Origin of the sequence: Niallia taxi, assembly GCF_004005475.1 — a bacterium.
GTDB classification, from domain to species: Bacteria; Bacillota; Bacilli; order Bacillales; family Cytobacillaceae; genus Niallia; species Niallia taxi.
This window is the reverse complement of sequence record NZ_RZTZ01000006.1, coordinates 207,797-231,698: the sequence shown is the minus strand read 5'-3', so window position 1 is coordinate 231,698 and position 23,902 is coordinate 207,797. Positions and strand designations below refer to the sequence as shown.

Sequence of the window (23,902 nt, the reverse complement as noted above, 5' to 3'; positions counted from 1 at the left end):
AATTCTGATCTCTTTTATACGAAAAGTTGTTAGAAAACAGTTTCTCTTTATATACTGCAGAAGTGTGTAGGTTGCAATTGCTTTTTAGATAAGAAAAAATATTTATGTAACAATCTTGGCGGCATGCCTGTAATAAATTAAAAACTGGCTTATGATAGAAACTCGGCAGTGTTATTTGATGAGAAATAATTTCCAAGTTGCGTTTATAAAAATACGCATAATATAATGCAGCTTCAGTGAACAAGCTGTACATACTTAAACAATCACTTTTGTACATTTTTAAGTTCCATTAATCACCTTCGTAATACTGCTTATCTCAATATATAAAATGACCTTTACAAGGGGTTAACCTTACTCTGTACTTGCTTTTTATATTGTTCCGGTGATAAACCAGTATATTTTTTGAAAACACGAAAGAAGTATTTGGGGTTATCATAGCCGACTGCTTTCGATATGTGGCTGATTTTTCGTTCTGATTTCTTTAATAATTCTTTTGCATTTTCAATGCGGACAGAATTCAAGAAGTCTATATATTTCTGACCCGTTCTTTCTTTAAATAAAGTAGATAAATAAGTGCTGTTGAGAAAGAAGATATCAGATAAGAAATCTAACTTAATATTCTTATCATAATTCTTAAGAATATATTTCTTTACGTTTTCAATTGTATCCTGTGAGGCATATATTTTCTCGTTACGCATGCTTTCCGCAATGTTAGAAAGAAAAACAAGGAAGTATTCTATCAATTCATTAAAAGAAAAGATAGTTTCCTGGACTGTCTTATCTATAATTGGTAATGTATAATTCGTACTAAAGTTAAAACGGTTATTTAACATACCCTTTGTTTGCTCGATAATATAGAGACCAAATTTTTTTAATTCATTTAAAGTCATATGATGGGATGTTATCATCCCATGGAATAATGTAGTTAATTGATTTTTTAATTGTTGACTGTTGCCAGATTCTATGAAGAATAGGATCTCATCTATATTATCAAAAATAATCTCACGGCTGCTTGTATCCTTTTGGTAATAATAGAGAGGCATTTCATCTAGAAATCTCCTCTTATTAAGTGCAGCAATCGTTTGTGTATAAGCTTCATGTAGCTGAGAAGGATGATTGAATTCCCTGCTTATACCACATAAGTAAGAGTTAGAGGGAAAAGGTAAGGCTAATTCTGATACACCTTCCTCTAAAAGTAAAAAAGCTATTTTATCATTTTGAGGATGCAGTAACATAGTATAAGGAATAGTTACCGAATTCCAATTGATAGTTTTCTTGAAATAAATAGTAGCCAAAGTTAACTTTTTGTCCGTTAAGCTCAGGATTGTTTGCGGCAGAATTTTAGAGAATGTGATATTGCCAATGATAAAATGACTTAATAATGTTAGTTCTGTTTCTGCCATGGGATTAGTAAGCTGTTTTTCCTCCTGATGAAGTGCTTCTAAAATTTGTTCTAATGCAGAGCAAAGTGTTTCTTTACTGAATGGTTTTAAAATATAACTAACCGCTTTGGCTTGGATTGCTTTTTGGGCATATGAAAAATTTTCAAATCCACTAATGATAATTACCTTAATATTCGGGTAACTTCTTATAATATTGTCTAGTAATTGACTTCCATCCATTAATGGCATATCCATATCTGTAATAATAAAATGAGATGTGTTTTTCTGTAGCAGTTCCATTGCTTCAAATCCATTGGTAGCTTCCCCAACACAGGTAATAGGTAAGTTCAATTTGTCTATTTTTTTAAGTGTACCCTTGCGAATAAGGTCCTCGTCATCCACGATGATAAAATTATACATAGTTTTCTGTCCTCTCTAAGGATATTGGCAATAAAACGCTTACAGTAGTACCTTTCATTTCTTGGCTTTCAACTGATAAACCATACTTTTCTCCAAATGTAAGTACCAGCCTTGTTTGTATATTAATTAAACCAATATGCGATTCGGTATGCTTAATTTTAATAGAGGCTTGCTTTAATTGCTTTCTAATAGTGTCTAATTGTTCCTTAGACATGCCTTTGCCATTATCACAAACTTGAATCAAAAGATCATTCTCTTTACATGACACGTTTACGCTTATTTGTCCGTCCATTCTTCCTCTATTAAATCCATGGTTAATTGCATTTTCAATCAAAGGTTGAAGGATTAGTTTAGGGACTGTTGAATAATAAAGTTCGGCAGGGTGCATAAATACTTTGTAATTCAATTTTTTTTGATATCGTATTTCCTGTATCTTAAGATAATCTTCCACGTGTTTCAATTCATTGCTTAGCTGCGATTCATTAACAAATCCATTTGATGCATATCGAAACATATCAGAAAGGGCAAGTGTTATAGAGGAGATATCATCCATATTTTCAAGTTCTGCCAAAGAATTGATAGATTCTAATGTATTGTAGAGAAAATGGGAATCAATCTGATTTTTGTAAACATCCATTTCTGTTTTTAACAGAGTCTTCTCATAGGCAATCTTATCTATAAGATACTGGTTTAGTGTAACTATCATTTTTTCATATTCCTTATATAGTGTTCCAATTTCATTTTTTCTCGTAGTATACTTTGTTTCCTCGATTGTATATACATTATTACGCGAATTATCACCCATTACTCTTGATAGTTGAATAATGGGCGAAGTGAATCTTTTAGAGAAGTAATATAATGGAATGAATGAAGCAAACAGTACAGATAATAAGATAATAATGATGGTTATGAGTGTTTTGGATAAAAGCTCATGATAGCTACTATAATCAATAAAAGCTGTAATCTTAACAGGATATTTTTTTGAGGTTAAAGTTTCCTTATGTAGATAGGAATTTGTCTGCTGTGAATCATTAATATTTTCATAGAGTGTTTCTTGTGAAGTAGCTTTTATTAACTGAAAACCCTTTATATTCCGCAATGAGTCTTCAGAAAGAAAGTCAAAATAATCGGTTTCACAATTAACAAGCATGACTCCTAGCAATTTCCTGGAATAAAAGTCATAAACAGCTCTTGTAAAGAAAAGTGTAGGTTCTCCTTTACCATTCACTATATTATCATTTTCTTGTTGTATGTTAAGAACAATATCTCCTTTTGCTTGCACTGCTTCTTTATACCATTTTTCATGAAGTGGGTTAAATCCATAGGAAAAATCTTTATGTGTATTGGAGTAGGAAAAAATATGACCATTAGGTGTGATAATAGCCAAGAAGTTTATGTAATCTGTTCGATAAAGTAGCGTAGAAAAAATACCTCGCACTTCTTCGTTTGTATGATAAGTATCTTCATTGGAATAATTAGTTGAGTTATATTTGTGTAAATCATTCATTAGGTTGTAAGAGCTTTTAGAGTAAAATTGGGCCTTTTCCGTGAGTATGTCTAATTCATCAATTTGATGATTGATAGTAGTCATTGCTTGATTCATCACCATGTTTGTATTCGCTTTCATTTCTTTGGATGAATTAGTGTAATAATAGGTGAATGATGAGAGCCCAAGAAATATTAAGGACAAACCTGTAATAACTAAAGTGTATAGCACCAATTTTCTTTGTATTTTCACAGCTACCACCAACCCTTGGAAAATCTAAAAAAAGTATACCATAACAGTGAAAAAAAATATACTTCATCTACATTATTATAAACCTATAAGTTAAAGAAATGGGGGATATATGATGAAAAGGTTTATAACATTAATTACTTTAATGCTTTCTATCTTATTGTTCTTATCAGCTTGTGCAAGTGATAGTAGTTCAGGAAGGGAAGATAAGGAAAAAACGATTACAGTTATGGCATCTGGTGTAAAGAATGGAACGCAAGGAATCTTCTTAGAGGACTTTAAAAAGCTAGTTGAAAAAGAATATCCCGATACAACTGTAGAATACACACTGCTTCCTGACGATCAGTATTATACAGCTTTAAAGAGTAAATTATCTACAGGACAGTCACCAGATTTATTCTTAGTTCAGCCGAAGAAGGCTGGAGCTAATTCCGTCGAAGAAATGGCTGAAGCAGGTTATATTGAAGATTTATCTGGCTTAGAGAATTGGGATAAGATAATAGATCAAGGAAAAGAGGATATGTCCTTCGAAGGGAAACCATATGCGCTATCAAGTTCCATTGGTGTGCTTGGAACATGGTATAACAAAGATATCTTTACAGAAAACAATATTGAAATTCCTAAAACATGGGATGAATTCTTAAGTGCATGTGAAACATTAAAAAAAGCTGGCATTACTCCAATTGTTATGGGAGATAAGGATTCTTTTATGATTCAATTTGGGATGTATCAAGTTGCAGCAAACCAAGTGTATCCTAATAATCCAACATTTGATAATCAATTATATACAGGGGAAACGAAGTTTACAGACGACGAATGGGTAAAAACCATTACGATGTATAAAGAGCTTTACGATAAGGGATATGTCACAAGTAATTCACTCGGATTAGGACAGCCACAAGCACAGCAAATATTCAAGGATCAACAGGCAGCTATGATTTTTGACGGTGACTTCAGTTTTCCAGCATTAAATAATGATAATTTTGAAGTTGGATTTATGGGTCTACCTGCTAACGAGAGTGGAGAAGCCTATATTTCTGCTGCTACAGGTGCAGGATTTGCTATCAGTTCCAAAAGTGAAAATAAAGATATACTAAACGAAATCTTTAATAAAATGACAGATGGTGAATCTGATTTATACAATATTTGGATTAAAACAGCTACTTCTTTCACTACATATAAAGGAGTTGAGCTAAGTAATCCTGTATTTAATGATGTTGTTCCTGCCTTTGAATCAGGTCGCTCTTTCTACTGGAGCAATCAGGCATGGCCAGCAGGAACAGAAGCACAAATGCAAGCAAAATTTAGTGAAATGATTGGAACTGGTAAAGCAAGTCCAAAGGATGTTGCTAAAGCAATGCAAGATAAATTTGAAGAATTAAAAGGGGAATAAGCCCTTAACGGTAAGGCTAACAGCAACAATCTTAAAAAGACAAACAGGGATATAGTTTTTCGCTCCCTGTTTGTATTAATTGTTGGAGGTATTTTCTATGGAAAGTAATAAAGAAATAAAGTTGGGATTCGAGAAACAATCCATGCTAAAGAAACCACTAAGGTCTAAAAAAGAAAAGTCTCTTGTGATGAATAATCGGTTGTTTCTTTTTGTCATACCAGCTTTATTGATATTTTCAGCTTTTTGGATATGGCCCTTTTTAAAACTATTCACATTCAGTGTGACAGACTTCAATGGATTTAATCAGAATTATAAGCATGTAGGATTGTCTAATTACCAATCTATCTTTGAATCAGGAATACTAACAACTTCTATTAAAAATACATTGATTTATACTGTTTTATTAGTTGTATTAGGAAATATTCTAGCATTAATATTAGCCATGGCTTTAAATAGTAAAATCAAAGGCATGGGCTTTTATCGATCAGCAGCCTATATACCAGCCCTATTTAGCGCGATTGTTATTGGATTTATTTGGAGCTATGTATATATGCCTCAATCTGGGATGATTCCTTCTATTATGAATATGCTTGGATTAGATGGAAGTAACTTTAACATTCTAGGTGATTATAAAAATGCATTATATGGGATTACAGTGGTAGATATATGGAAAAATATCGGGCAAACAATGATTATCTATCTAGCAGGATTGCAAATGATTGATGATTCATTGTTAGAATCTGCAAGTATGGACGGCTGCAATGGTTTCCAGCTTATCCGTTATATTAAGCTTCCTTTATTAGCTCCATCGATTACGATTAACATAATTTTATCTGTCATTAATGGATTAAAAGCTTTTGACTATCCATTTATTATGACTAATGGAGGCCCTGGAGATTCTACTAATACACTTATGTTTTCCATATATAAAATGGCTTTTACAGAACAACAATTTGGAAAAGCAGCCGCTTTTTCAGTCGTCTCGTTTATTGTCATTATTATCATCACAGCGCTGTTATTGGTCGTGATGAACAAGAAGGAGAGTGAAATGGAATGAAGGGAAAATACGAGAAGGTTGCGATACATTCAGGAATCATTGTGTTTCTCTTAGTAACATTGGCTCCTCTAGCAATCGCCTTATCAACATCGTTTAAACCACCTGGAGATACTTCCTCTCCATTAAAAATGTTTACGGAATTTTCTTTTGAGAGTTATAAGACGGCTTTTTTCACAATGAATTTTGGCACGTCTTTTTTGAATAGTCTTATCACCACTTTTGGAAGTGTATTTATTATTGTATTACTAGCGTCTATGGCAGCATATCCACTTGCTCGAATGAGAGGAACATTAAGCAAATTCTTATATATTCTGTTTATCGCGGGTTTAGTAATTCCTGGACAGATGGTAGTAATACCAATTGCACAAGTTTTTGACATTTTAAATATTCCGAGCAATCGTTTTACCCCAATGATAATGTTTATTACTTGTAGTATTCCGTTCTCGGTATTCTTATACACAGGATTCATGAAAACAGTTCCGGTTGAAATAGAAGAATCTGCGTATTTAGATGGAGCAAACTTATTTACACGTTTCTTCAAAATAGTCTTTCCATTATTATCACCAGCAACTGTTTCGGTAGTAATCACACAAGGAATTTGGATATGGAATGATTATTTTTATCCATTGATCTTTGTTAGTAAACAGGCAGAAATGAGCTTACCTGTTACTATGCTTAATTTCTTAGGAGATAAAGAAAACCCTGCACAATGGAGTGTTCTATTTGCAGCGTGTATACTTTGTGCAATACCGCTTATTATTGCATTTGCTTTATTACAAAAACACTTTGTGAGCGGTATCTCCTCTGGGGCAGTGAAAGGATAGAGATGACATGAATAATATAATCGAGAAAGGAATAGGTTTTTGTCAATATTTTTACCAATTCTTTGTTTTTAATAGTTTATTTCTAATAATAAATGTGTTTTTCTTTCAAATCCTTTTTTTTATTGATTTTAAGCCTATTTTCTTTCCTTTGTTTTTTTTAGCTAGTCAAACCCTTATTCCTTCTTGTGTTGCTACAATTAGATGCATAAAAAGGTTGAGGGAAAATGAATCTCTCCAATTATTTGCTACTTACATAAAGGAACTTCTATACACATGTAAGTATGAGTGGAAAATTTGGCTAAGCTGTACACTATGTTTCTATTTAACGATGTCAGCATTATATGTTCCATTAGGTTCAACCTATGTTACTAATATCCTGATGGTGATGAATCTTATTATCTTTTGTTTGGAATTATTACTGTTTATCCTGATAATAGGAAACTCGCAAAAGTATGAAGGGAAAAATCTAATACTATTTTCTTGTTTGAGATTCTTTAAACAAATCCCATTAGGTATACTGGTCGCTGTGTTAATTGCTGCACTGATTATAGCTGTACAGAAAATTTCTTTTATGCTCATTTTGTTCATTTTTAGTGGGGCACTCTATCTTTCCTTTTTTATCTTTCGAAGTTCCATCAAGAAGGAGACACTATAAAAGTGATTGTATGTGCCCGGTAGAAAGTAGAGTATCATCTTGCATGAAAAAAATGGAGGTATATAGATATGAGTGAAATGGTTTTTCAAACAAATCTTGAGAGAAAGATTATAGAAAATGAAGAGTTTCTAAATAAAGCAGAAAGTCTACTCCCGGTGTTAAATGAAAGTTATATTACTCCTATTCAACTTGTCGAAGTCTTACCAAATAAGAAGAAAATTCATGGATGGGAGGTACGAAGTATAGACTCTGTAGAACAGTTATCTAAAATGGATTTTGGTAAAGGGGACCAAGTCATTCTTGACTTCGGCGAACACCTAGTTGGATACGTAACAATCAACATTACCCCAGTGGGGAGTCCACCAGATGCTCCACTCCATCTAAAGCTAACATTTGGTGAGATGCCTATAGAAGTTGCAGAGGATTTTTCTACCTACAATGGGGTAATTAGTAGTGGTTGGCTCCAGGAAGAAGTAGTTCATATGGATATATTACCTGGAATCCTTAAGCTGGAAAGACGCTATAGCTTCCGTTATATGAAAGTCGAAGTGTTAGCCACTTCTCCAAAGTATAAAGTTCAATTTCAAAAAGTAGTATGCAAGAATGTAAGTTCAGCAGATTTAACTGCAGTAAGTAAACTTGAGCATTCTGATAAGATGTTGCAACGAATGGATCAGGTTAGTATTAAAACTCTTGTAGATTGTATGCAAGAAGTATTCGAAGATGGTCCAAAACGTGATAGACGTCTGTGGCTTGGAGACCTAAGGCTGCAGGCATTGGCTAATTATGCAACCGTAAAAAATAATGATTTAGTAAAAAGATGTTTATATCTCTTTGCAGGGACTCCAGATGACCAGGGCAGACTTGCAGCAAATCTATTTATCCAGCCTTCCGTAATTGCAGATGATACGTATTTTATTGATTACTCCCTATTTTTTATGGATACACTTGTAGACTATTTTCATGAAACCAATGACTTAGTTACACTGACAGATCTATGGTCTATTGCCTTTAAGCAAATAGAGAATTCTCTCCAATTTTTAGATTCCAACTATCTTTTTAAAGGAGAAGGCTTCTTTGCTTTTATTGATTGGGCAGAAGGATTGCACAAAGAAACAGCCACTCAAGGGATTCTCATTTATGTCATGAAAAAGGCCCTTTCTGTTGCTCATTTGGTGAATAATAGTCATAAATTGCTTCTAGAAGAGACAATTCCTCTTTTAGTAGAAGCAAGTAAAAAGTATTTGTGGGATTCAGAAAAACAACTATTTGTAAGTGGTCCAACTAAGCAAATCTCCTATGCAAGCCAGGTATGGATGGTTTTGGCAGGTGTTTTTTCCGCACAAAAGGCAAAAGAAACCTTAGAAAAACTACCTTCTACAGATGCTATTGAGCCTGCCACACCATATATGTATCATCATCTAGTTGAAGCCTATTTGGTTGCAGGTGATAGGGAATCTGCATTGGATAGGATGAAAACATACTGGGGTGGTATGCTAGAGGATGGAGCAGATACGTTTTGGGAGCTTTATAATCCAAAGAATAAAGCCTTCTCTCCTTATGGTCACCATTTAATCAACAGCTATTGCCATGCATGGAGCTGCACACCAACTTATTTGATTCGAAAGTATAATATGTAGAAGCTAGGGGTTGGGTGTTCATGACATCCGGTTGTGAGGGGAAAAAAATTCTCCTGACTCTAAGCTCTAGTTTAAACGGTTTTTCTAAAAGATATATAAAGCATTAATAGTCATTTACTGCGTGAAAACTGCGGATTAAAGAGATAAGTATTTGTTTATTGAGGGAGGTTTATTGAACAAGAAACCATCTAATATTTGATGGTTTCTGTCTTTAATGATTAAGTTTGATCGGCTTTAATATAGGTTTTAACTGAAGGTGGATTGTACGTTTGAAATTGTTCTATTAAAGATGCTGGATCAGAATCATTCATAGTAATTGCTAACAAGTGCAATATTCCACTAGAAGAAGTGTTTCAGTCACATAAAAAGAAACTATCAGAACGTTATTCTAATGTTTAGACAAATAAGCATCTTCCAACCATTTCATAGGTTAGTATGTCTTTTGATTTGGTAGGGTAATCTAATAAGAACGTGGGCTTAATCTAAGAAGGATTAGGCTCTTTTTGATTTTCGTTTTTTTCTGGTACGGTTATGGCAGCATCCCTGTAATGAATGAAAATAAGCTTTTGGAAGAAGCGTAGCAGTTTAGTTTAAGTCTATTTATTTGCACTACTGCCGTAACCGAAATGGACAAGGGACCCTTTTTAAGGTGTACCTTCCCTTGGTCCACTGATTTACCCGAATTTATAAACACCGTTCTAAATGGGTTATATGTAAAGCGTAGAGAATCATCGAGTCTTGAAACAAATGAATTCACAGAGTTATAATAGTATCTTTAAAACCTATAAAGATATACCCTTACAACATAAAAACGCCGATTGACTTTGACATCAATCGACTAAGTAAAAAGGTATGTGAAATTATCCAGTCAGTGCCATGTATATTTCTATTATTTTCCCATACGAATATTTTTAACTGTTTTTCTTTCAATGCTTAAGTTTTCATAAATCCTCTTTCCACCACTTCCCAATGGTGCTTGTGCAAGTAAACCTACTTTAACAATTTCGTCAACTGGCAAATTGAAAAATCTCATCATAAAATAATTTTCACCATCTGTAGAATAATGGAATGCAAAAGATCTTCCACTTCTGCAAATTTGAAGCCAGACAGTATTATTATCAATATTGGGTCCATTCGCATCATCAGATTCTTCCTTCGTTACAACACTTACTACTGCATGTGTATTAAAATCGGTTAATTCAAAACACGCCTTTGCCCAATTTGTCATATCCTTCATTACCATTATCGAGGCAGAATCGTAAGTATCCTTGAAATCATGAGAAACTTTTACTCTCATAACAAAATCTCCTGCCACCTCTGTATAATAAAAGGGTGCATTACATAATGATTCTGGAGTAATTCCTTCTTCTCCGATTGCACCATTGTTGCAGAAAAAATCAGTTTCTTTAGGCGCATATAATTCTATTCTTCCATCCTCTTCAGAAATAACACTTTCATTAATCCAATTGAAATGTAACATGCTACATACCTCCCTAAATCTTAGTTTTATTTCTTATATACTAATAACCATTAATCTCGGACTGTATCTAACTTATATTTTAAATAAGCACATTACTTGAAACAAGTGAAAAAACAGACATAAATTTGTATTTTTTCTATATTTTGAAAAAATATATAGCGTTCTTGTTGTATTAGGGAAGTAAAGGGGATAGGGGTATTAGTAGTAGCTCCTAATAATTCTAATATTCTTAAGCTAGGAAATAAAAAGAAGTGGAAGAATTAGGTGATAAATGCAGGAGTAGTAAATGAAAAAAACGATAACTCAAGCAAGCGAAAAAATCTAGATATATATGATCTTGGAGTTAATATCTTCAGCAGTTTTATCTAGTAGATAAATTTAGTCTCATTTAAGACCTGTGAAAAAATGAAATATTGGTGATGTTTAAAAGGAGCTGGTGCGGCAGCTCCTTTTATTATAGTAGTAACAATTCCATTATTTATTAATATTAATGTAGAGTGAGGGACTGAGATTCATATGATATCTATTGTTATTATTCCATTACTCTTTATAATCCGCTACCGTAGCTCCACCAAGCTTGTATAACATAAGAAGTTGCTTGGCCATAAAAACAGGAGACTCTAAATAATTATTTTTTATCCAATATTTAGTTACGCCAAATTGTGCAGAAGTAACATAGCTAAGGTAGATTGGCGTAGGTACTAATAAATCAACTTCTCCTTCTCGATGTACAGTCATCAAACCTTTTACCGTTTTTTCATAAAATATTTCTTGAAGTTTTTCAGAAAAAATAGAAGGACCATGTTTTCCAAGCATAACAGTATAAAACTCTTTATGTTTATAAATATTTGTTAATATTGCTTTAAATATTTCTTCTAATGTTTTTAAATTAAACGTTTCATCGTCTTTGTGTTGTAATTCAATGGCCTTTTCTAAATCATCCAGTACATCTTTCATGCTCTTTTCTAGTAGGTCAAATTTATCTTTATAATGAGCGTAAAATGTGGCGCGATTAATATCTGCCTTTTTTGTGATATCACTCACAGAAATGGAGTCAGCTCCTTTTGATTGTAAAAGGGAAAGATACGCGCAAAGAATAGCTTTTTTGGTTTTTGTAATTCTTCTATCAACCTTTTCCATTGATACTTCCTACTTTCGAATTATTTTTCCTACATATATAACGTTATGATAGAAAATGTTGTTTAAAATACATTTTTAACCATTTTAATGGTTTTATTTGGATGGAGTAATTCGTAAAATTATTATACACATTGCATTATACCATACAATGTGTTGTATAAGTTTTCAATAAAAGGAGGAGATAGGATGAGTAAATTACATGTCTTAATTGCTGGCGGGGGTATTGGTGGACTATGTTTAGCCCAAGCCTTAAAGAAGGCTGGAATTGATTTTTCAGTATTTGAACGGGAAGATGATGTCGCAAAATCTGGTTATCGATTACATATGAACATGGATGGTGGGGAAGCATTAAAAAAATGTTTGCCAGAGAATCTTTACCAACTATATATACAAACTTCTAGAAAAAAACCACGTCGTGAAATGGCTGTCCTAATTGATGAGCAGCTAAATGAAGTAGGAGTACGTCCACATATTGGCGCTCCAAATGATAAAGATTTACCGCATACTGCTGTAAATAGAAGAACTCTTTGTCAGATATTGCTTAGTGGTATGGAAGAAGATGTTTATTTTAACAGGAGCATAGTAGGATTTGATCAAGATGAAGAGGGAGTACGTGCTTATTTAGAAGATGGAACAGTAGTAAGAGGGGATATACTTGTTGCTGCTGATGGCATAAATTCAATCGTACGGTCTCAATTGCTTCCTGGGGTTACACCGAAGGATACAGGTGCAAGAGCATTTTACTCAAAGTCTCCCTTAACAAACAATATAAGAAAAAGTCTACCAGATATTTTGTTTGATGGTTTTACAAGTGTAATTGATGATAAGGGTTCCTATATGGCGATAGGTCCTTATGAAGCAAGACGACCAGTTATAGAAGCTGCAAAAGAACTAGCACCTTTTTCTATCTTTGAACCAGTAGCTGATTATATCATGATAACTTTAAATGTTTCAGCAACCCAACTAAGCTTTACTGACGAGGAGCTTCGTCATTCTGATTCTGCTGTATATCATAAGATTATGCTGAACTTAACGAAAGATTGGCATCCAATCTTAAAAGGATTAGTTGAACGAATAGAATCAGAGACTGTTTCACTCTTACCTGTTAGATCTGTTAATCCGATTGAACCTTGGCCGACAAGCCGCGTTACCTTAATTGGGGATGCGATTCACGCCATGCCTCCAAGCTTTGGGGCAGGTTGTAACTTAGCTTTAAGAGACGCTAGCATACTCGCAGAGCAGATAATAGAAATAGAAAAAAAACAATAAAAACTGGAAAAAAGCTATCTCTCAATATGAAGAGGAAATGCGTTTACACGATTACCCAATCTTTGCAATGTCATCAAATAATGATATAGCAAGAAAATTTAATCCTGTGAATAGATAATTAATTATTAAACATATTCTGTTGTTTTTCTTTCCTATTCCTATGGCAGAAAAACAATAGGAAGTGAATAGTAGGAGTGCATAATGGAAACCTATCATTTAATATCAGAAGAAGCAAAAAAGAAATTGCTCATTGTCTTAGCTTGTTCGCTCGTATTTTCATCGATGAGTGCAACTATGTTTAATATTGCATTGCCAACAATATCAAAGGAGCTTTTCCTAACTTCCTCTCAATCAAGCTGGATAGTAACAAGTTATATGATTATTTATGCCCTTGGATCCGTTTCTTACGGAAAACTAGCTGATAAATACAAGTTGAAAAACTTAATAACAGTAGGAATATTACTTTTTTCGATAGGTTCTTTAGTAGGCTTTTTCTCGAATCTCTATTCCTTAATTATTATTTCTAGGATTATGCAAGCAATGGGTGCATCTGTATTTCCGGCATCAGCAATGATTATACCAGCTCGCTATTTCTCACCAGAAAAACGTGGTAGAGCGTTAGGTATGACATCTGCTGGATTATCATTTGGCGTAGCCATAGGCCCGATTATCTCAGGCATTTTCACTACAGCTATTCATTGGCACTATCTGTTTGCTTTATGTATTATACCAATCGTTTTTATCCCTTTTTTTAGAAGTTCTCTTGATAATCAGGAAGGAAGTGATGTTAAACTTGATTGGTTAGGTGCTCTACTTCTCGGGTTAACAATTACCTCTTTTTTATTAGGTATTTCAACAAACCATATCTATTACTTCTTGATTGCTATCCTATTAGTATGTTTCTTAATATGGAGGATTAGGACAGCGCAGGAACCCTTTATAAGAGCAGAATTATTTAAAAATAAAAGATACACTTTAATCCTTGTCTTATTTGCAATGAGTTCTGGTATTGGTTTTTCCTTACCATACTTAACTCCACTTTTTCTCACAGATGTTTATCATATTAATGCATTTAATAGTGGTCTTATCATGTTTCCTGGGGCCGCATTAACAGCACTGCTATCTAAAAGAGGCGGAGTGCTTGCCGACAGAAAGGGACCTGCCTTTTTAGGATATGTAGCATTAACCTCCTACTTTATCTGTTTTATTAATCTGTCTTGGATTGCTGGAAAAACATTCTACTTCCTTATTGTCATTCTCATGTTTGGATATATTGCACAGTCATATTTCCAAATGTCACTTGCAAACATGATCTCACAAGTATTAGAAAAAGCGGAAATTGGAGTAGGTATGGGCTTGTTTATGCTGACAAACTTTATCGCAAGTTCAATAGCAACAACTTTAATGGGAGCGTCTATTACTATGGGTACTAGTACTCTAAGCTTTAACATTTTTAAGTTAGAAAATAAGGCAGCTATCTATCGTGATATACATCTGGTACTTACACTGTTAGTAGTTCTGATGTTTGTTATCTATTTCTTTAGTGTAAGTAAATATACTTTTAATAAGGTGGCAAAGGACCAACCTCGAGACTGATAATAAATAATGGAAAGGTGTAGTGGCAATTATGCTTTTTAAAACAAGATTTGTAGTCTTAGGGAAGAAAATTGTAATTATATTGTAAGACTTTTTATAATAAGAGGTTAAAAATTATATGTTAATTTTTAACCTCTTATTTTTTTTTTTGTTTATTCTTGATTATTTTGAATAAAAAACAAATTTACTAAGTTAAGAAGATGAAAGAAAGTTCCATGAAATAAATCTAAAATAAAATTATAAATTGTTATTAGAAAAATGTATGTATTTCAAGGAAAGAGGAGTTTACATGAAACTTGGGATTATTGGAAAACCAATTGAAAAGAGTTTTCAAGAAGCGAAAAATCTGGGATTAGAATTTATAGAATTGTGTGTAAACGAAGGAGACAATGTAGAAGAATTCTATGAAAATAAAAAGTACTTATTGAGATGGATTAAGGATTACCAAATGGATATAGGTTCTATCGGTAGATGGAAATCACTTCGTATTAATCAATCAGGAAAAGTAATCCAAGCGGAATTAGAGAGATGTTTCAGACTAATAGATGTTGCCAGTGAATCAGGCTGTAAGAATTTTGTAGCCGGTTGTAATTATGTAGAAGAGTTATCATACTTTGAAAATTGCAGTGCTGCTATTGAGTTTTATTCCCGTCTTATAGAGTATGCAAAGCTTAAAGGGGTGAAAATTTCTTCTGTAAATTGCCGAAAAGTAAATTTCGTGAATAATCCCAAAGCATGGGAAATGATTCATGGTAATTTAGCAGATCTAGGAATTAAATATGATCCTTCACATAGTTACTATGATGGTGGAGATTACTTAAAAGAAACACTTGACTGGGGACATAGATTTGAACACGTCCACTTAAAAGGCTCTTTAATGGTGAATGGAATAAGAGTAGATGATCCACCTGCTGGACTAGATCAAACAGACTGGAAATCTTTTATCTCTTTACTTCGAGTTAAGGGATATACTGGTGGACTTAGTATTGAACCGCACTCGTCTTTTTATACTGGAGAAGATGCATTTAAAGGTACTTTGTACACGATCAAGTATATGAAAAAGATTTTGTTTAAAGATTAAGAGGTGAGACTAGAATGGATAGAAAACTAAGATACGGATTAATAGGTGTAGGAAATAACGCGGTGAAAAAGCATCTTACTAATTACGCGATGTTAAGTAATGTGGAGCTTGTTGCTATTAGTGATATTAACATGGAACATGCTGAGAAAGTAGCAGAAAGATTTGCTATTAGTAAAGTATACAAGAACTATCAAGATATGATTAAGGAAGAGAACCTAGATATTGTTAGTGTTACGACACCAAATTCACTTCATGCTGATATCACGATTTATGCACTGCAGCATGGAGTAAATGTCCATTGTGAAAAACCACTTGCTATTAATGCTTTAGAAGCGCAAAGAATCGTCGATGCCAAAAATACATCAGGTAAATTGGTGATGATCGGATTGAACAATCGATTCACTAATGCAGCTATATATTTAAAAAAATTAATGGATACTGGATACTTTGGTCATATTTACAAAATCAATACTGGATGGGTTAGACGCAGTGGAATTCCTGGAAGAGGTACTTGGTTTACAAACAAATCGATTGCTGGCGGTGGCGTATTAATTGACCTTGGTGCCCATTATCTTGATTTAGCCCTTTATCTCCTGGGTTTGCCTGAACCAAAGTATATAACAGGTGCAACATATCAGAATTTCACTCATACAACTGCGAGAAATCGTAATGGTTATGCAGGCGATCCAAATGGTATTTTCAATGTGGAGGATAGTGCAACTGGTTTCCTTGGTCTTGAAAATGGTTCTACAATCCATTTTGAATTTAGTTGGGCTTCGAATATCGAAGAAGAACGTACTTTCGTTGAGGTTTTAGGGACGAAAGGTGGTGCAAGTATTGTGAACGGAAAGCTCAAAATTCAATCCGAGTTACTGGATACTTGTATAGATGTTATCCCAGTTTTAAATGACAATATTAAATTATTAAGTGAGTTTGAACATTTCACAAATGCTATTTTAAACAATGGAAATTTACTAGCTCCTGCTGAACATGGAGTGTATTTAATGGATATCATTGATCATTTTTACCGAGCAGCTGATATTCAAGAACCAGTATTTTTCGATAAAACGATTGTTTTGAATTGAAAATAATTTCTTATAAAGAAAAAGCAAAATTCACCAAAGACAAGGAAAAAGTAAATAGTTCTTTTATGTAAAAAATGTTTTAAAAGGAGTGAAATAATGATGAAAGTTAAATTGGGTGTAATTGGTTTTGGCGGGATGGGTAAATGGCATGCGCAAAATGCTCCAAGAGCAGGAGTTGAGATTGTGGCTGTTTGTGACATTGAGGAAAAGAAACAAATGGAAGCAATAGAAATGGGCTATAAACTTTATAAGACAGCTGAGGAATTATTGGCAGACCCAGAAATTAATACGGTTATCTTAACAATACCGAATCACTTACATAAAGAAATGTGCCTATTATCAGCAAAAGCAGGTAAACATGTGATTACGGAAAAACCAGCTGCATTAAATGTTGAAGAGTTAAATGAAATGGATAATGCTTGTAAGGAAGCAGGAGTATTTTTTACTTGTCATCAAAATAGAAGATGGGATAGAGATATGTTGACAGTGAAGAAAGCATATGAAGAAGGTATGCTTGGTAACATCTTTACAATTGAATCCAAATTGCATTCAGGAAATGGCTATATGCATGAATGGCATATTTATAAAAAATTTGGAGGCGGAATGATTTATGATTGGGGTGTACACTTAATTGACCAGATTCTATTTATAATGCCAAATGCAAAAGTTAAATCAATTTATGCTGATGTTAAAAATGTATTGCATGAAGAAGTAGATGATTACTTCAAAATAATGATGAAAATGGATAATGGTATCACCGCACATATTGAATTATCAACTTATATTTTAGACTATCAACCACGATGGCTAGTAGGTGCTGATAAAGGAACAATGATTGTCAAAACCTTCGCTTGTGACGGGGATATTTACAGAACCGGAAAAATGCTGGAAAAACTTCCGCCGCAGATAACTGAAACGGAAGCAGGACCGACTAGACAATTCGCACCGGTTCCTCCAGGGGGTATTGTGACAGAGCCACTTCCAGTAATTCATTCTGATTGGACAGATTTCTATAAAAATATTGATGATGTTATTAATGGAAGAGCGGAGGTATTAATAAAAATCCCTGAGGTAAGACGGGTATTATCATTGATGGAAGCCGTTAGAAAATCATCGGAAATTGGAGAAGCAATCTTGTTTGAGTAGCTTAAGGTATTAATAGTTTTCCAGAAATAAATAAAATTGAAGGTTAATAGAAGTCATTTTATATGAGAAATTCATATAAAATGTTGGGAGGAATTATAGTGAATATAGCTATGATTGCGCATGATAGTAAAAAAAGAGAAATGGCGAATTTTACCTATGCATATAAACAATTTTTAGAAGGCCACAGCTTATTTTCTACAAGAACAACTGGTCAGCAAATTAAAGAAAAAACTAAATTAAATGTAAAATGCTTTCAGTCTGGTCCATTAGGAGGCTTTCAGGAAATTGGTGCATTAGTAGGTAGGAATGAAATAGATATGATAATATTTTTCCGTGATCCATTAACCGCCAAACCACATGAACCAGACGTAAATGAGCTTCAGAGACTTTCAGATGTGTATAAAATTCCAATGGCAACAAATATGGGAACTGCTGAGATTCTTGTAAAGTCTTTAGAAAATGGAAATATGGAATGGCGTAACATTGTTAATGAGGATCGTAATAGAGAATTGGAAAAGCAAGAAGCTTTACTAAGAGGAATTCAACTTCTGATGAATGGTAGATAGGAGTATGAGTAATAACGTATAAATATAGATGAAGCAGTGATAACATCTATTTTATTTTGTATAGAGGTATAGATGTAATGACATGGAAGAAATTAAGAGATTAAAAATTATTATGTGATTTATAATCTGAAAAAATATAATTTTCAATAAATAGAGAAAATAATACTGCTACTAGAATAAATATTGAAAAGGCAACATATTTCATTAGATGTACACTATTAATGTAAACGGTTTAATAAGTCAATTAAGAAGGAGGATAATCAATGAAGCTGGGTTTTAATAGTGCTATTTTAGATGGATGCACATTCGAAGAAGTTATTGATTTTGCATCCGAGAACGGTTTTAAATGTGTAGAATTATGTGCATGGCCGAAAGGAAAGGCTCTTAGAAAATATGCTGGCGTTACGCATATTGATGTAGACCATTTAGATGTTAATTATATAAAAAATTATACAGAAGAAAAAGGAGTTAAAATTTCTGCAATCGCTTATTATCCAAATGCATTAGATTCCGATGCAGAAAAAAGTAATTATTATGTAGAGCACATAAAAAAATGTGTAGAAGCTGCGAAAGTATTAGATATAAACATGGTTAACACCTTTATTGGAAGGGACCAAAATAAAACAATGGAAGAAAATTTACAAATTATGATGGATGTATGGAAACCAATTGTTGATTTTGCAGAAGAATTAGGTGTGAAAATTGCAATTGAAAACTGTCCAATGCTATTTACAAGTGATGAATGGCCAGGTGGACAGAATTTAATGACAACTCCAGCTATTTTTCGCAGAGTGTTTGAATTAATCCCTAATAAAAATTTTGGTTTGAACTATGATCCATCACACTTTGTATGGCAACAGATTGATTATATAAAACCTATTTATGAATTTAAAGACAGAATTTTTCATATTCATTTTAAAGATATTAAATTATACAAAGATCGTTTAGATGATGTTGGAATTATGGCAACTCCCCTTCAGTTCATCTCACCTAAACTACCAGGGCTAGGTGATGTAAATTGGGGGAAATATGTTTCTGCATTGACGGATATTGGTTATTTCGGATATGCAGTAATTGAAGTGGAAGATAAAGCGTTTGAAGAGTCATTAAAATCTAGAAAAGATTCTATAAAAATTAGCAAAAACTATTTAAGTCAATTTTTAGTTTAAAAGTTTTTTAATAATCTAATATAAAAATAGGAGTGAACTACTTTGTCTAAATTAAGAATTGGTATTATCGGTTGTGGTGGAATCGCAAATAACAAGCATTTCCCAGCGTTATCTCATTTCAAAGAGGAATGTGAAATAGTAGCATTTTGTGATGTCATAGAAGAAAGAGCTTTAAAAGCAGCGAAGGAGTTCGGATCAGCTGATGCGAAGGCTTATACGGACTACACTGAATTATTAAAAGACCACTCCATTGATATCGTACATGTTTGTACACCAAATGTATCTCATAGCCCCATTACAGTAGCCGCATTTGAGGCTGGAAAACATGTTTTATGTGAAAAGCCAATGGCACATAATACTGAAGCAGCGCAAAAGATGATGGAGGCCTGGAGAAAATCAGGGAAAAAGTTCACTGTTGCTTATCAAAATCGTTTCAGAGAAGAAGTCCAAGCATTACACCAATCATGTGAAAGAGAAGAATTAGGCGAAATCTACTTTGCAAAGGCACATGCAGTACGCCGCCGTGCCGTGCCAACATGGGGCGTATTCCCAGATAAATCACAACAAGGTGGAGGTCCGCTAATCGATATCGGAACACACGCCCTAGATATAACCTTATGGATGATGAACAACTATAAACCAGTATCTGTATCAGGATCCGTATTCCATAAGTTAGGCAGATTACCGGAAGGGCCAGAAGGAAATCTATTTGGACCATGGGATCCAGAAACCTTTGAAGTCGAAGATTCAGCATTTGGTTATATCAAAATGGAGGATGGCTCAACCATTTTCTTAGAATCTTCATGGGCATTGAACACATTGGATGCGAAAGAAGCAGCAACTACTCTTTGCGGAACAAAAGGTGGTGCTCAAATTATTTCTGGAATGGGCCAAAAAGAAAAGGAACTTATATTTAACCGAGCACATAACAATATGTTAGTCGAACAGAAAAAGTCACCAGTAGGAAATATTGCATACTTTGAAGGTGGTGCGAATTCACCAGAGGTATTAGAAGCGAAGCAATGGTTAGCAGCAGTGAAAGAAGATAAAGAACCATTAGTTAAGCCAGAGCAAGCATTTATCGTCACAAAAATCTTAGATGCGATTTATGAATCTGCGGAAACTGGTAAAGAAGTTGTTTTTAAAAAAGAATTAGAAATAGTATAAGCAAGACGATTTAATAAAAACAAGAAGAAATGATTAATTAGTCCTTCTAAAAAAATAAAGTAAACATAAAAAGGAGAAAACCTGTTACATTAATGTTTCTCCTTTTTAATTTACAATAAAACTTCCATTAGCTTCATCGTCTTTAACATACGTTTATGACAAATCTCACAATTTACATGTTAAAAACTATGCGGATAATATTTACGTTATAGTCTATTTCAATAAAGTTCCGGTATTTTGTTTGAAATGAAGAATTGTTTAATGTTCGATAGGATGATAATATTTTTATAATAAGAACATCAACCGCTTACAAATTCGCTATAACGAATATTTTTAGGTGAATTGTGTGCTATTTGATGGAGCAATTTTTTGAAAACTAAGTATAGATGATTTTAATGCAAGAAAATTTGGATTAAAACATGTGTAAGTATATTAACTTGAAAATTCGGTGGAGGGTATAGAATGCTAAATACTCAAACAACTCAACCTTTAATAGATTCTCAATTAATATCCATTTCAGTGATGAATGGTAAAGATGTGTTGGATCATGCACATAAAGACATCGAATTAATTTATGTGATTGAAGGAAGTATAGAAGTAAAGGTAAAGAGTAATATATTTACATTAAATAGTTCGGATTTTATTATTATTAATTCAAATGAACTTCATTCCTTCCATTCAGGAGAAAATAGTTTAATAGTTATCATTCATTTTAACTATTTACAAATACGTTCCATTCTTCAACAGGAGAATCTATTTTTTCAATGTATTTCATTAGAAAATACAGGTGCAGCTAATCAACAGATGAAGGCTGTTATAGAGGAAGTACTTTCTGTCTATTTAAAGGAATCTAACTTTTCGATAGCAGAATACTGGGGAAGAGTATTGAAGTTAATTTCTATTATTCAATTGAATTACTTAAGGGATAGAAAGCACCAAGAAATAAAACCAGTACAATCTGAGGAAATGGCGAACGAAAGAGTAATGGAGATACTTGAATATGTCGAGAATAATTTCCGTGAGCCATTAACACTGGAAGAGGTTGCGAGCACTCAATTTATAACAGTACCTTATTTATCTAAATTTTTTAAAAAACAGACTGGTAAAACATTTTTACAATATTTAAATAAAGTACGGCTTGCACATGCTGTAAATGAACTAATTAATACGAAAAAATCAATTACTAGAATTGCACTCGATAATGGTTTTCCAAATCTAGTAGCTTTTAATAGAGTTTTCAATGATAAATTTAAGGTGAAGCCTGCTGACTATAGAAAAAGTAAATTAGAGAAAATTATCGATAAAGTAAAGACAGTAAGTAATGATAAAGTGGATAAGGAAGAAGCTTTGTTTGAGCTGCGTAATTATATGGAAGCTTATTCACCAGTAGAAAAGAAAAATGAATTAATTTCAATGGATATAGATATGATGAAAATATCCAAATTAGAAGCTTATACAAAATATTGGAATAAGGTTATTAATATTGGTTATGCAACAGACTTATTAAATTCCGATATGCAGGAACAGATTTCACTTTTACAGACTGATATAGGTTTTACTTATGCACGGTTTTGGGGGATGTTTAGTGATGAAATGCATGTTGAAGACAATTCGTATGGACAGGTAGTTTATAATTTTTCAAATATTAATAAATTATTAGATTTCTTAATAAAAAATAGATTGAAACCATTTATCGAGCTTGGACCGAAACCGAAACTTGTTTTAAAATCATTTCATCAAACACTCATTTATCAGACAAATAATGAAAAGTCGCTTGATGAATGGAAAAAGCTGCTAAGAGCTTTTTTATTACATTGTATTGAACGTTATGGTATCGAAGAGGTAGAAACATGGTACTTTGAAATTTGGAGTAACAACATTGATCCTATTATTAATCTGACGAATGGAGAGAATTTAACTAAAAATAGTAGACATGACCCAAGTCAATTTGCAGAATACTTTAAGATATTCAGTTTTCTAAAGAGAATCTTAAATGAGATTGTTCCTGGTGCAAAGGTAGGTGGTTGTGGATTAACAATGGATTTAGAAACAGAAAAGTTAGATTTATTTTTGAAACAATGGAGATTGCAAGAGGTGCAACCGGATTTTCTTTCTATTTACCTCTATCCAATAGAAACAGAGAGTGATAGAAATGCTAAAAAGAATGTAATTTCAACAAATCCAAACTACATAAAAAACAAAATAAAACAGGTACGGGATGCAATGGGGAGATATGGCTATGATTATCTAGAATTAAATGTTACGGAGTGGAATATTTCCATATCAAATCGGGACTATTTAAATGATACTTGCTTTAAAGCATCTTATATAGCTAAAAATATTATAGACAATTTAAATCTTAATAATATTAATATGTTGGGATATTGGATGTGTTCGGATATATTTAGTGACTTTAAAGACTCTAAAAACCTACTACATGGTGGGGTAGGTCTCATAACCAAAAGTGGTATTAGAAAACCAAGCTACCATTCATTTTCTCTATTAAAACGATTAGGTGAAATATTAATTTCAAAAGGGGACAACTATATTATTACCAAAAAATCTGGGGATCGATACCAGATTATTTGCTATAATTATAAACACTTTGATTATTCTTATTATCTTCAGCCGGAAGGTAGTATCGAGATAAGTGAACAATATGATATCTTCGAAAACAATAATCCCCTAACACTTTCGTTAAAATTGAAAGGAATTAAGAATGGTAGATATCGTATTAAAGAACAACGGATTAATCGTGAATATGGTAGTGTTTTAGATGAATGGTTAAATTTTGGTTCTATTTATGATATGAAGCCAGATGAAGTAGACTATTTAAAACAAAAATGTGTTCCCTATATGAAGGTGGACCATACTATTGTAGAAGAAAATAATATATTGATTATAGGTGAGTTACAACCGCATGAAGTAAGACTATATGAGTTAAACCTAATCATTAGTGATTCATAATATATAAAGAGAAAAGATGAAAAATTACCATCGTAATTTTTCATCTTTTTTTATTTTTATATTTAGAGTCTTTATAAACATTCCATACGTTATGGAGATTAAAAATAACACGTTATTTTTTAACCTTCTG

17 protein-coding genes are annotated in these 23,902 nt (G+C 33.0%); 13 read left to right on the top strand and 4 right to left on the bottom strand.

Annotation, left to right across the window (positions count from 1 at the left end; all coding sequences use genetic code 11):
• Nucleotides 1-335: 335 nt before the first annotated feature.
• Both EM808_RS16770 and EM808_RS16765 read right to left on the bottom strand, forming a co-directional pair.
• Entirely contained in the window at nucleotides 336-1,802 is a 1,467-nt protein-coding gene (locus tag EM808_RS16770) for a response regulator transcription factor (protein WP_127739343.1), read from the bottom strand.
• On the bottom strand, nucleotides 1,795-3,540 hold the full coding sequence (locus tag EM808_RS16765; RefSeq protein ID WP_127739342.1) for a sensor histidine kinase: 1,746 nt from the start codon (nucleotides 3,538-3,540) through the stop codon (nucleotides 1,795-1,797). Before EM808_RS16765 ends, EM808_RS16770 begins: the two co-directional genes overlap by 8 nt.
• Before the next feature lie 112 nt (nucleotides 3,541-3,652).
• On the opposite strand from EM808_RS16765, the gene EM808_RS16760 reads away from it, so the two are divergent.
• The 4 genes from EM808_RS16760 (at nucleotide 3,653) to EM808_RS16745 (ending at nucleotide 9,106) form a co-directional block, all read left to right on the top strand.
• Complete coding sequence (locus EM808_RS16760) at nucleotides 3,653-4,930, top strand: ABC transporter substrate-binding protein (RefSeq protein ID WP_164849691.1); 1,278 nt, start codon at nucleotides 3,653-3,655, stop codon at nucleotides 4,928-4,930.
• 97 nt (nucleotides 4,931-5,027) lie between these two features.
• Entirely contained in the window at nucleotides 5,028-5,987 is a 960-nt protein-coding gene (locus EM808_RS16755) for a carbohydrate ABC transporter permease (protein ID WP_235856634.1), read from the top strand.
• Entirely contained in the window at nucleotides 5,984-6,811 is an 828-nt protein-coding gene (locus EM808_RS16750) for a carbohydrate ABC transporter permease (protein ID WP_127739340.1), read from the top strand. The genes EM808_RS16755 and EM808_RS16750 overlap by 4 nt, the downstream gene beginning before the upstream one ends.
• A 723-nt stretch (nucleotides 6,812-7,534) precedes the next feature.
• Entirely contained in the window at nucleotides 7,535-9,106 is a 1,572-nt protein-coding gene (locus EM808_RS16745; protein WP_235856633.1) for an alpha-L-rhamnosidase-related protein, read from the top strand.
• An 889-nt stretch (nucleotides 9,107-9,995) separates the two neighbouring features.
• Here the strand turns inward: EM808_RS16745 and EM808_RS16740 are convergent.
• A complete protein-coding gene (locus EM808_RS16740) occupies nucleotides 9,996-10,586 on the bottom strand; it encodes a DUF1349 domain-containing protein (protein WP_127739339.1) in 591 nt (196 codons plus the stop codon).
• 540 nt (nucleotides 10,587-11,126) lie between these two features.
• Entirely contained in the window at nucleotides 11,127-11,726 is a 600-nt protein-coding gene (locus EM808_RS16735) for a TetR/AcrR family transcriptional regulator (RefSeq protein WP_127739338.1), read from the bottom strand.
• Between the two features lie 186 nt (nucleotides 11,727-11,912).
• Between EM808_RS16735 and EM808_RS16730 the strand changes: the two genes are divergently transcribed.
• The 9 genes from EM808_RS16730 to EM808_RS16690 all read left to right on the top strand — a co-directional run bounded on the left by EM808_RS16730 (nucleotide 11,913) and on the right by EM808_RS16690 (nucleotide 23,772).
• Complete coding sequence (locus tag EM808_RS16730) at nucleotides 11,913-12,995, top strand: FAD-dependent oxidoreductase (protein WP_235856632.1); 1,083 nt, start codon at nucleotides 11,913-11,915, stop codon at nucleotides 12,993-12,995.
• A gap of 201 nt (nucleotides 12,996-13,196) precedes the next feature.
• The gene (locus EM808_RS16725; protein WP_127739337.1) at nucleotides 13,197-14,591 is read left to right on the top strand and encodes an MFS transporter; all 1,395 of its coding nucleotides are present in this window, start codon (nucleotides 13,197-13,199) and stop codon (nucleotides 14,589-14,591) included.
• A gap of 289 nt (nucleotides 14,592-14,880) precedes the next feature.
• Entirely contained in the window at nucleotides 14,881-15,672 is a 792-nt protein-coding gene (locus tag EM808_RS16720; RefSeq protein ID WP_164849690.1) for a sugar phosphate isomerase/epimerase family protein, read from the top strand.
• A 14-nt stretch (nucleotides 15,673-15,686) separates the two neighbouring features.
• Nucleotides 15,687-16,757, top strand: coding sequence for a Gfo/Idh/MocA family protein (locus EM808_RS16715; protein WP_127739335.1), 1,071 nt, complete (start codon nucleotides 15,687-15,689; stop codon nucleotides 16,755-16,757).
• A 96-nt stretch (nucleotides 16,758-16,853) separates the two neighbouring features.
• On the top strand, nucleotides 16,854-17,903 hold the full coding sequence (locus EM808_RS16710; RefSeq protein ID WP_205685864.1) for a Gfo/Idh/MocA family protein: 1,050 nt from the start codon (nucleotides 16,854-16,856) through the stop codon (nucleotides 17,901-17,903).
• 98 nt (nucleotides 17,904-18,001) lie between these two features.
• Complete coding sequence (locus EM808_RS16705) at nucleotides 18,002-18,469, top strand: methylglyoxal synthase (protein WP_127739334.1); 468 nt, start codon at nucleotides 18,002-18,004, stop codon at nucleotides 18,467-18,469.
• Nucleotides 18,470-18,732: 263 nt separating this feature from the next.
• Nucleotides 18,733-19,638 carry a sugar phosphate isomerase/epimerase family protein gene (locus tag EM808_RS16700; protein WP_127739333.1) on the top strand — a complete coding sequence of 302 codons (906 nt, stop codon included), beginning with the start codon at nucleotides 18,733-18,735 and terminating at the stop codon, nucleotides 19,636-19,638.
• Between the two features lie 42 nt (nucleotides 19,639-19,680).
• Complete coding sequence (locus tag EM808_RS16695; RefSeq protein WP_127739332.1) at nucleotides 19,681-20,805, top strand: Gfo/Idh/MocA family protein; 1,125 nt, start codon at nucleotides 19,681-19,683, stop codon at nucleotides 20,803-20,805.
• Between the two features lie 462 nt (nucleotides 20,806-21,267).
• Entirely contained in the window at nucleotides 21,268-23,772 is a 2,505-nt protein-coding gene (locus EM808_RS16690; RefSeq protein WP_127739331.1) for a GH39 family glycosyl hydrolase, read from the top strand.
• Nucleotides 23,773-23,902: the final 130 nt, after the last annotated feature.

What these genes read in the sequence shown, in the direction of transcription:
- EM808_RS16760 (WP_164849691.1), top strand. Translation starts at nt 3,653, where the DNA reads ATGAAAAGGTTTATAACATTAATTACTTTAATGCTTTCTATCTTATTG.
- EM808_RS16720 (WP_164849690.1), top strand. Translation starts at nt 14,881, where the DNA reads ATGAAACTTGGGATTATTGGAAAACCAATTGAAAAGAGTTTTCAAGAA.
- EM808_RS16730 (WP_235856632.1), top strand. Translation starts at nt 11,913, where the DNA reads ATGAGTAAATTACATGTCTTAATTGCTGGCGGGGGTATTGGTGGACTA.
- EM808_RS16740 (WP_127739339.1), bottom strand. Translation starts at nt 10,586, where the DNA reads ATGTTACATTTCAATTGGATTAATGAAAGTGTTATTTCTGAAGAGGAT.
- EM808_RS16755 (WP_235856634.1), top strand. Translation starts at nt 5,028, where the DNA reads ATGGAAAGTAATAAAGAAATAAAGTTGGGATTCGAGAAACAATCCATG.
- EM808_RS16770 (WP_127739343.1), bottom strand. Translation starts at nt 1,802, where the DNA reads ATGTATAATTTTATCATCGTGGATGACGAGGACCTTATTCGCAAGGGT.
- EM808_RS16700 (WP_127739333.1), top strand. Translation starts at nt 18,733, where the DNA reads ATGAAGCTGGGTTTTAATAGTGCTATTTTAGATGGATGCACATTCGAA.
- EM808_RS16715 (WP_127739335.1), top strand. Translation starts at nt 15,687, where the DNA reads ATGGATAGAAAACTAAGATACGGATTAATAGGTGTAGGAAATAACGCG.
- EM808_RS16745 (WP_235856633.1), top strand. Translation starts at nt 7,535, where the DNA reads ATGAGTGAAATGGTTTTTCAAACAAATCTTGAGAGAAAGATTATAGAA.
- EM808_RS16710 (WP_205685864.1), top strand. Translation starts at nt 16,854, where the DNA reads ATGATGAAAGTTAAATTGGGTGTAATTGGTTTTGGCGGGATGGGTAAA.
- EM808_RS16725 (WP_127739337.1), top strand. Translation starts at nt 13,197, where the DNA reads ATGGAAACCTATCATTTAATATCAGAAGAAGCAAAAAAGAAATTGCTC.
- EM808_RS16750 (WP_127739340.1), top strand. Translation starts at nt 5,984, where the DNA reads ATGAAGGGAAAATACGAGAAGGTTGCGATACATTCAGGAATCATTGTG.
- EM808_RS16735 (WP_127739338.1), bottom strand. Translation starts at nt 11,726, where the DNA reads ATGGAAAAGGTTGATAGAAGAATTACAAAAACCAAAAAAGCTATTCTT.
- EM808_RS16690 (WP_127739331.1), top strand. Translation starts at nt 21,268, where the DNA reads ATGCTAAATACTCAAACAACTCAACCTTTAATAGATTCTCAATTAATA.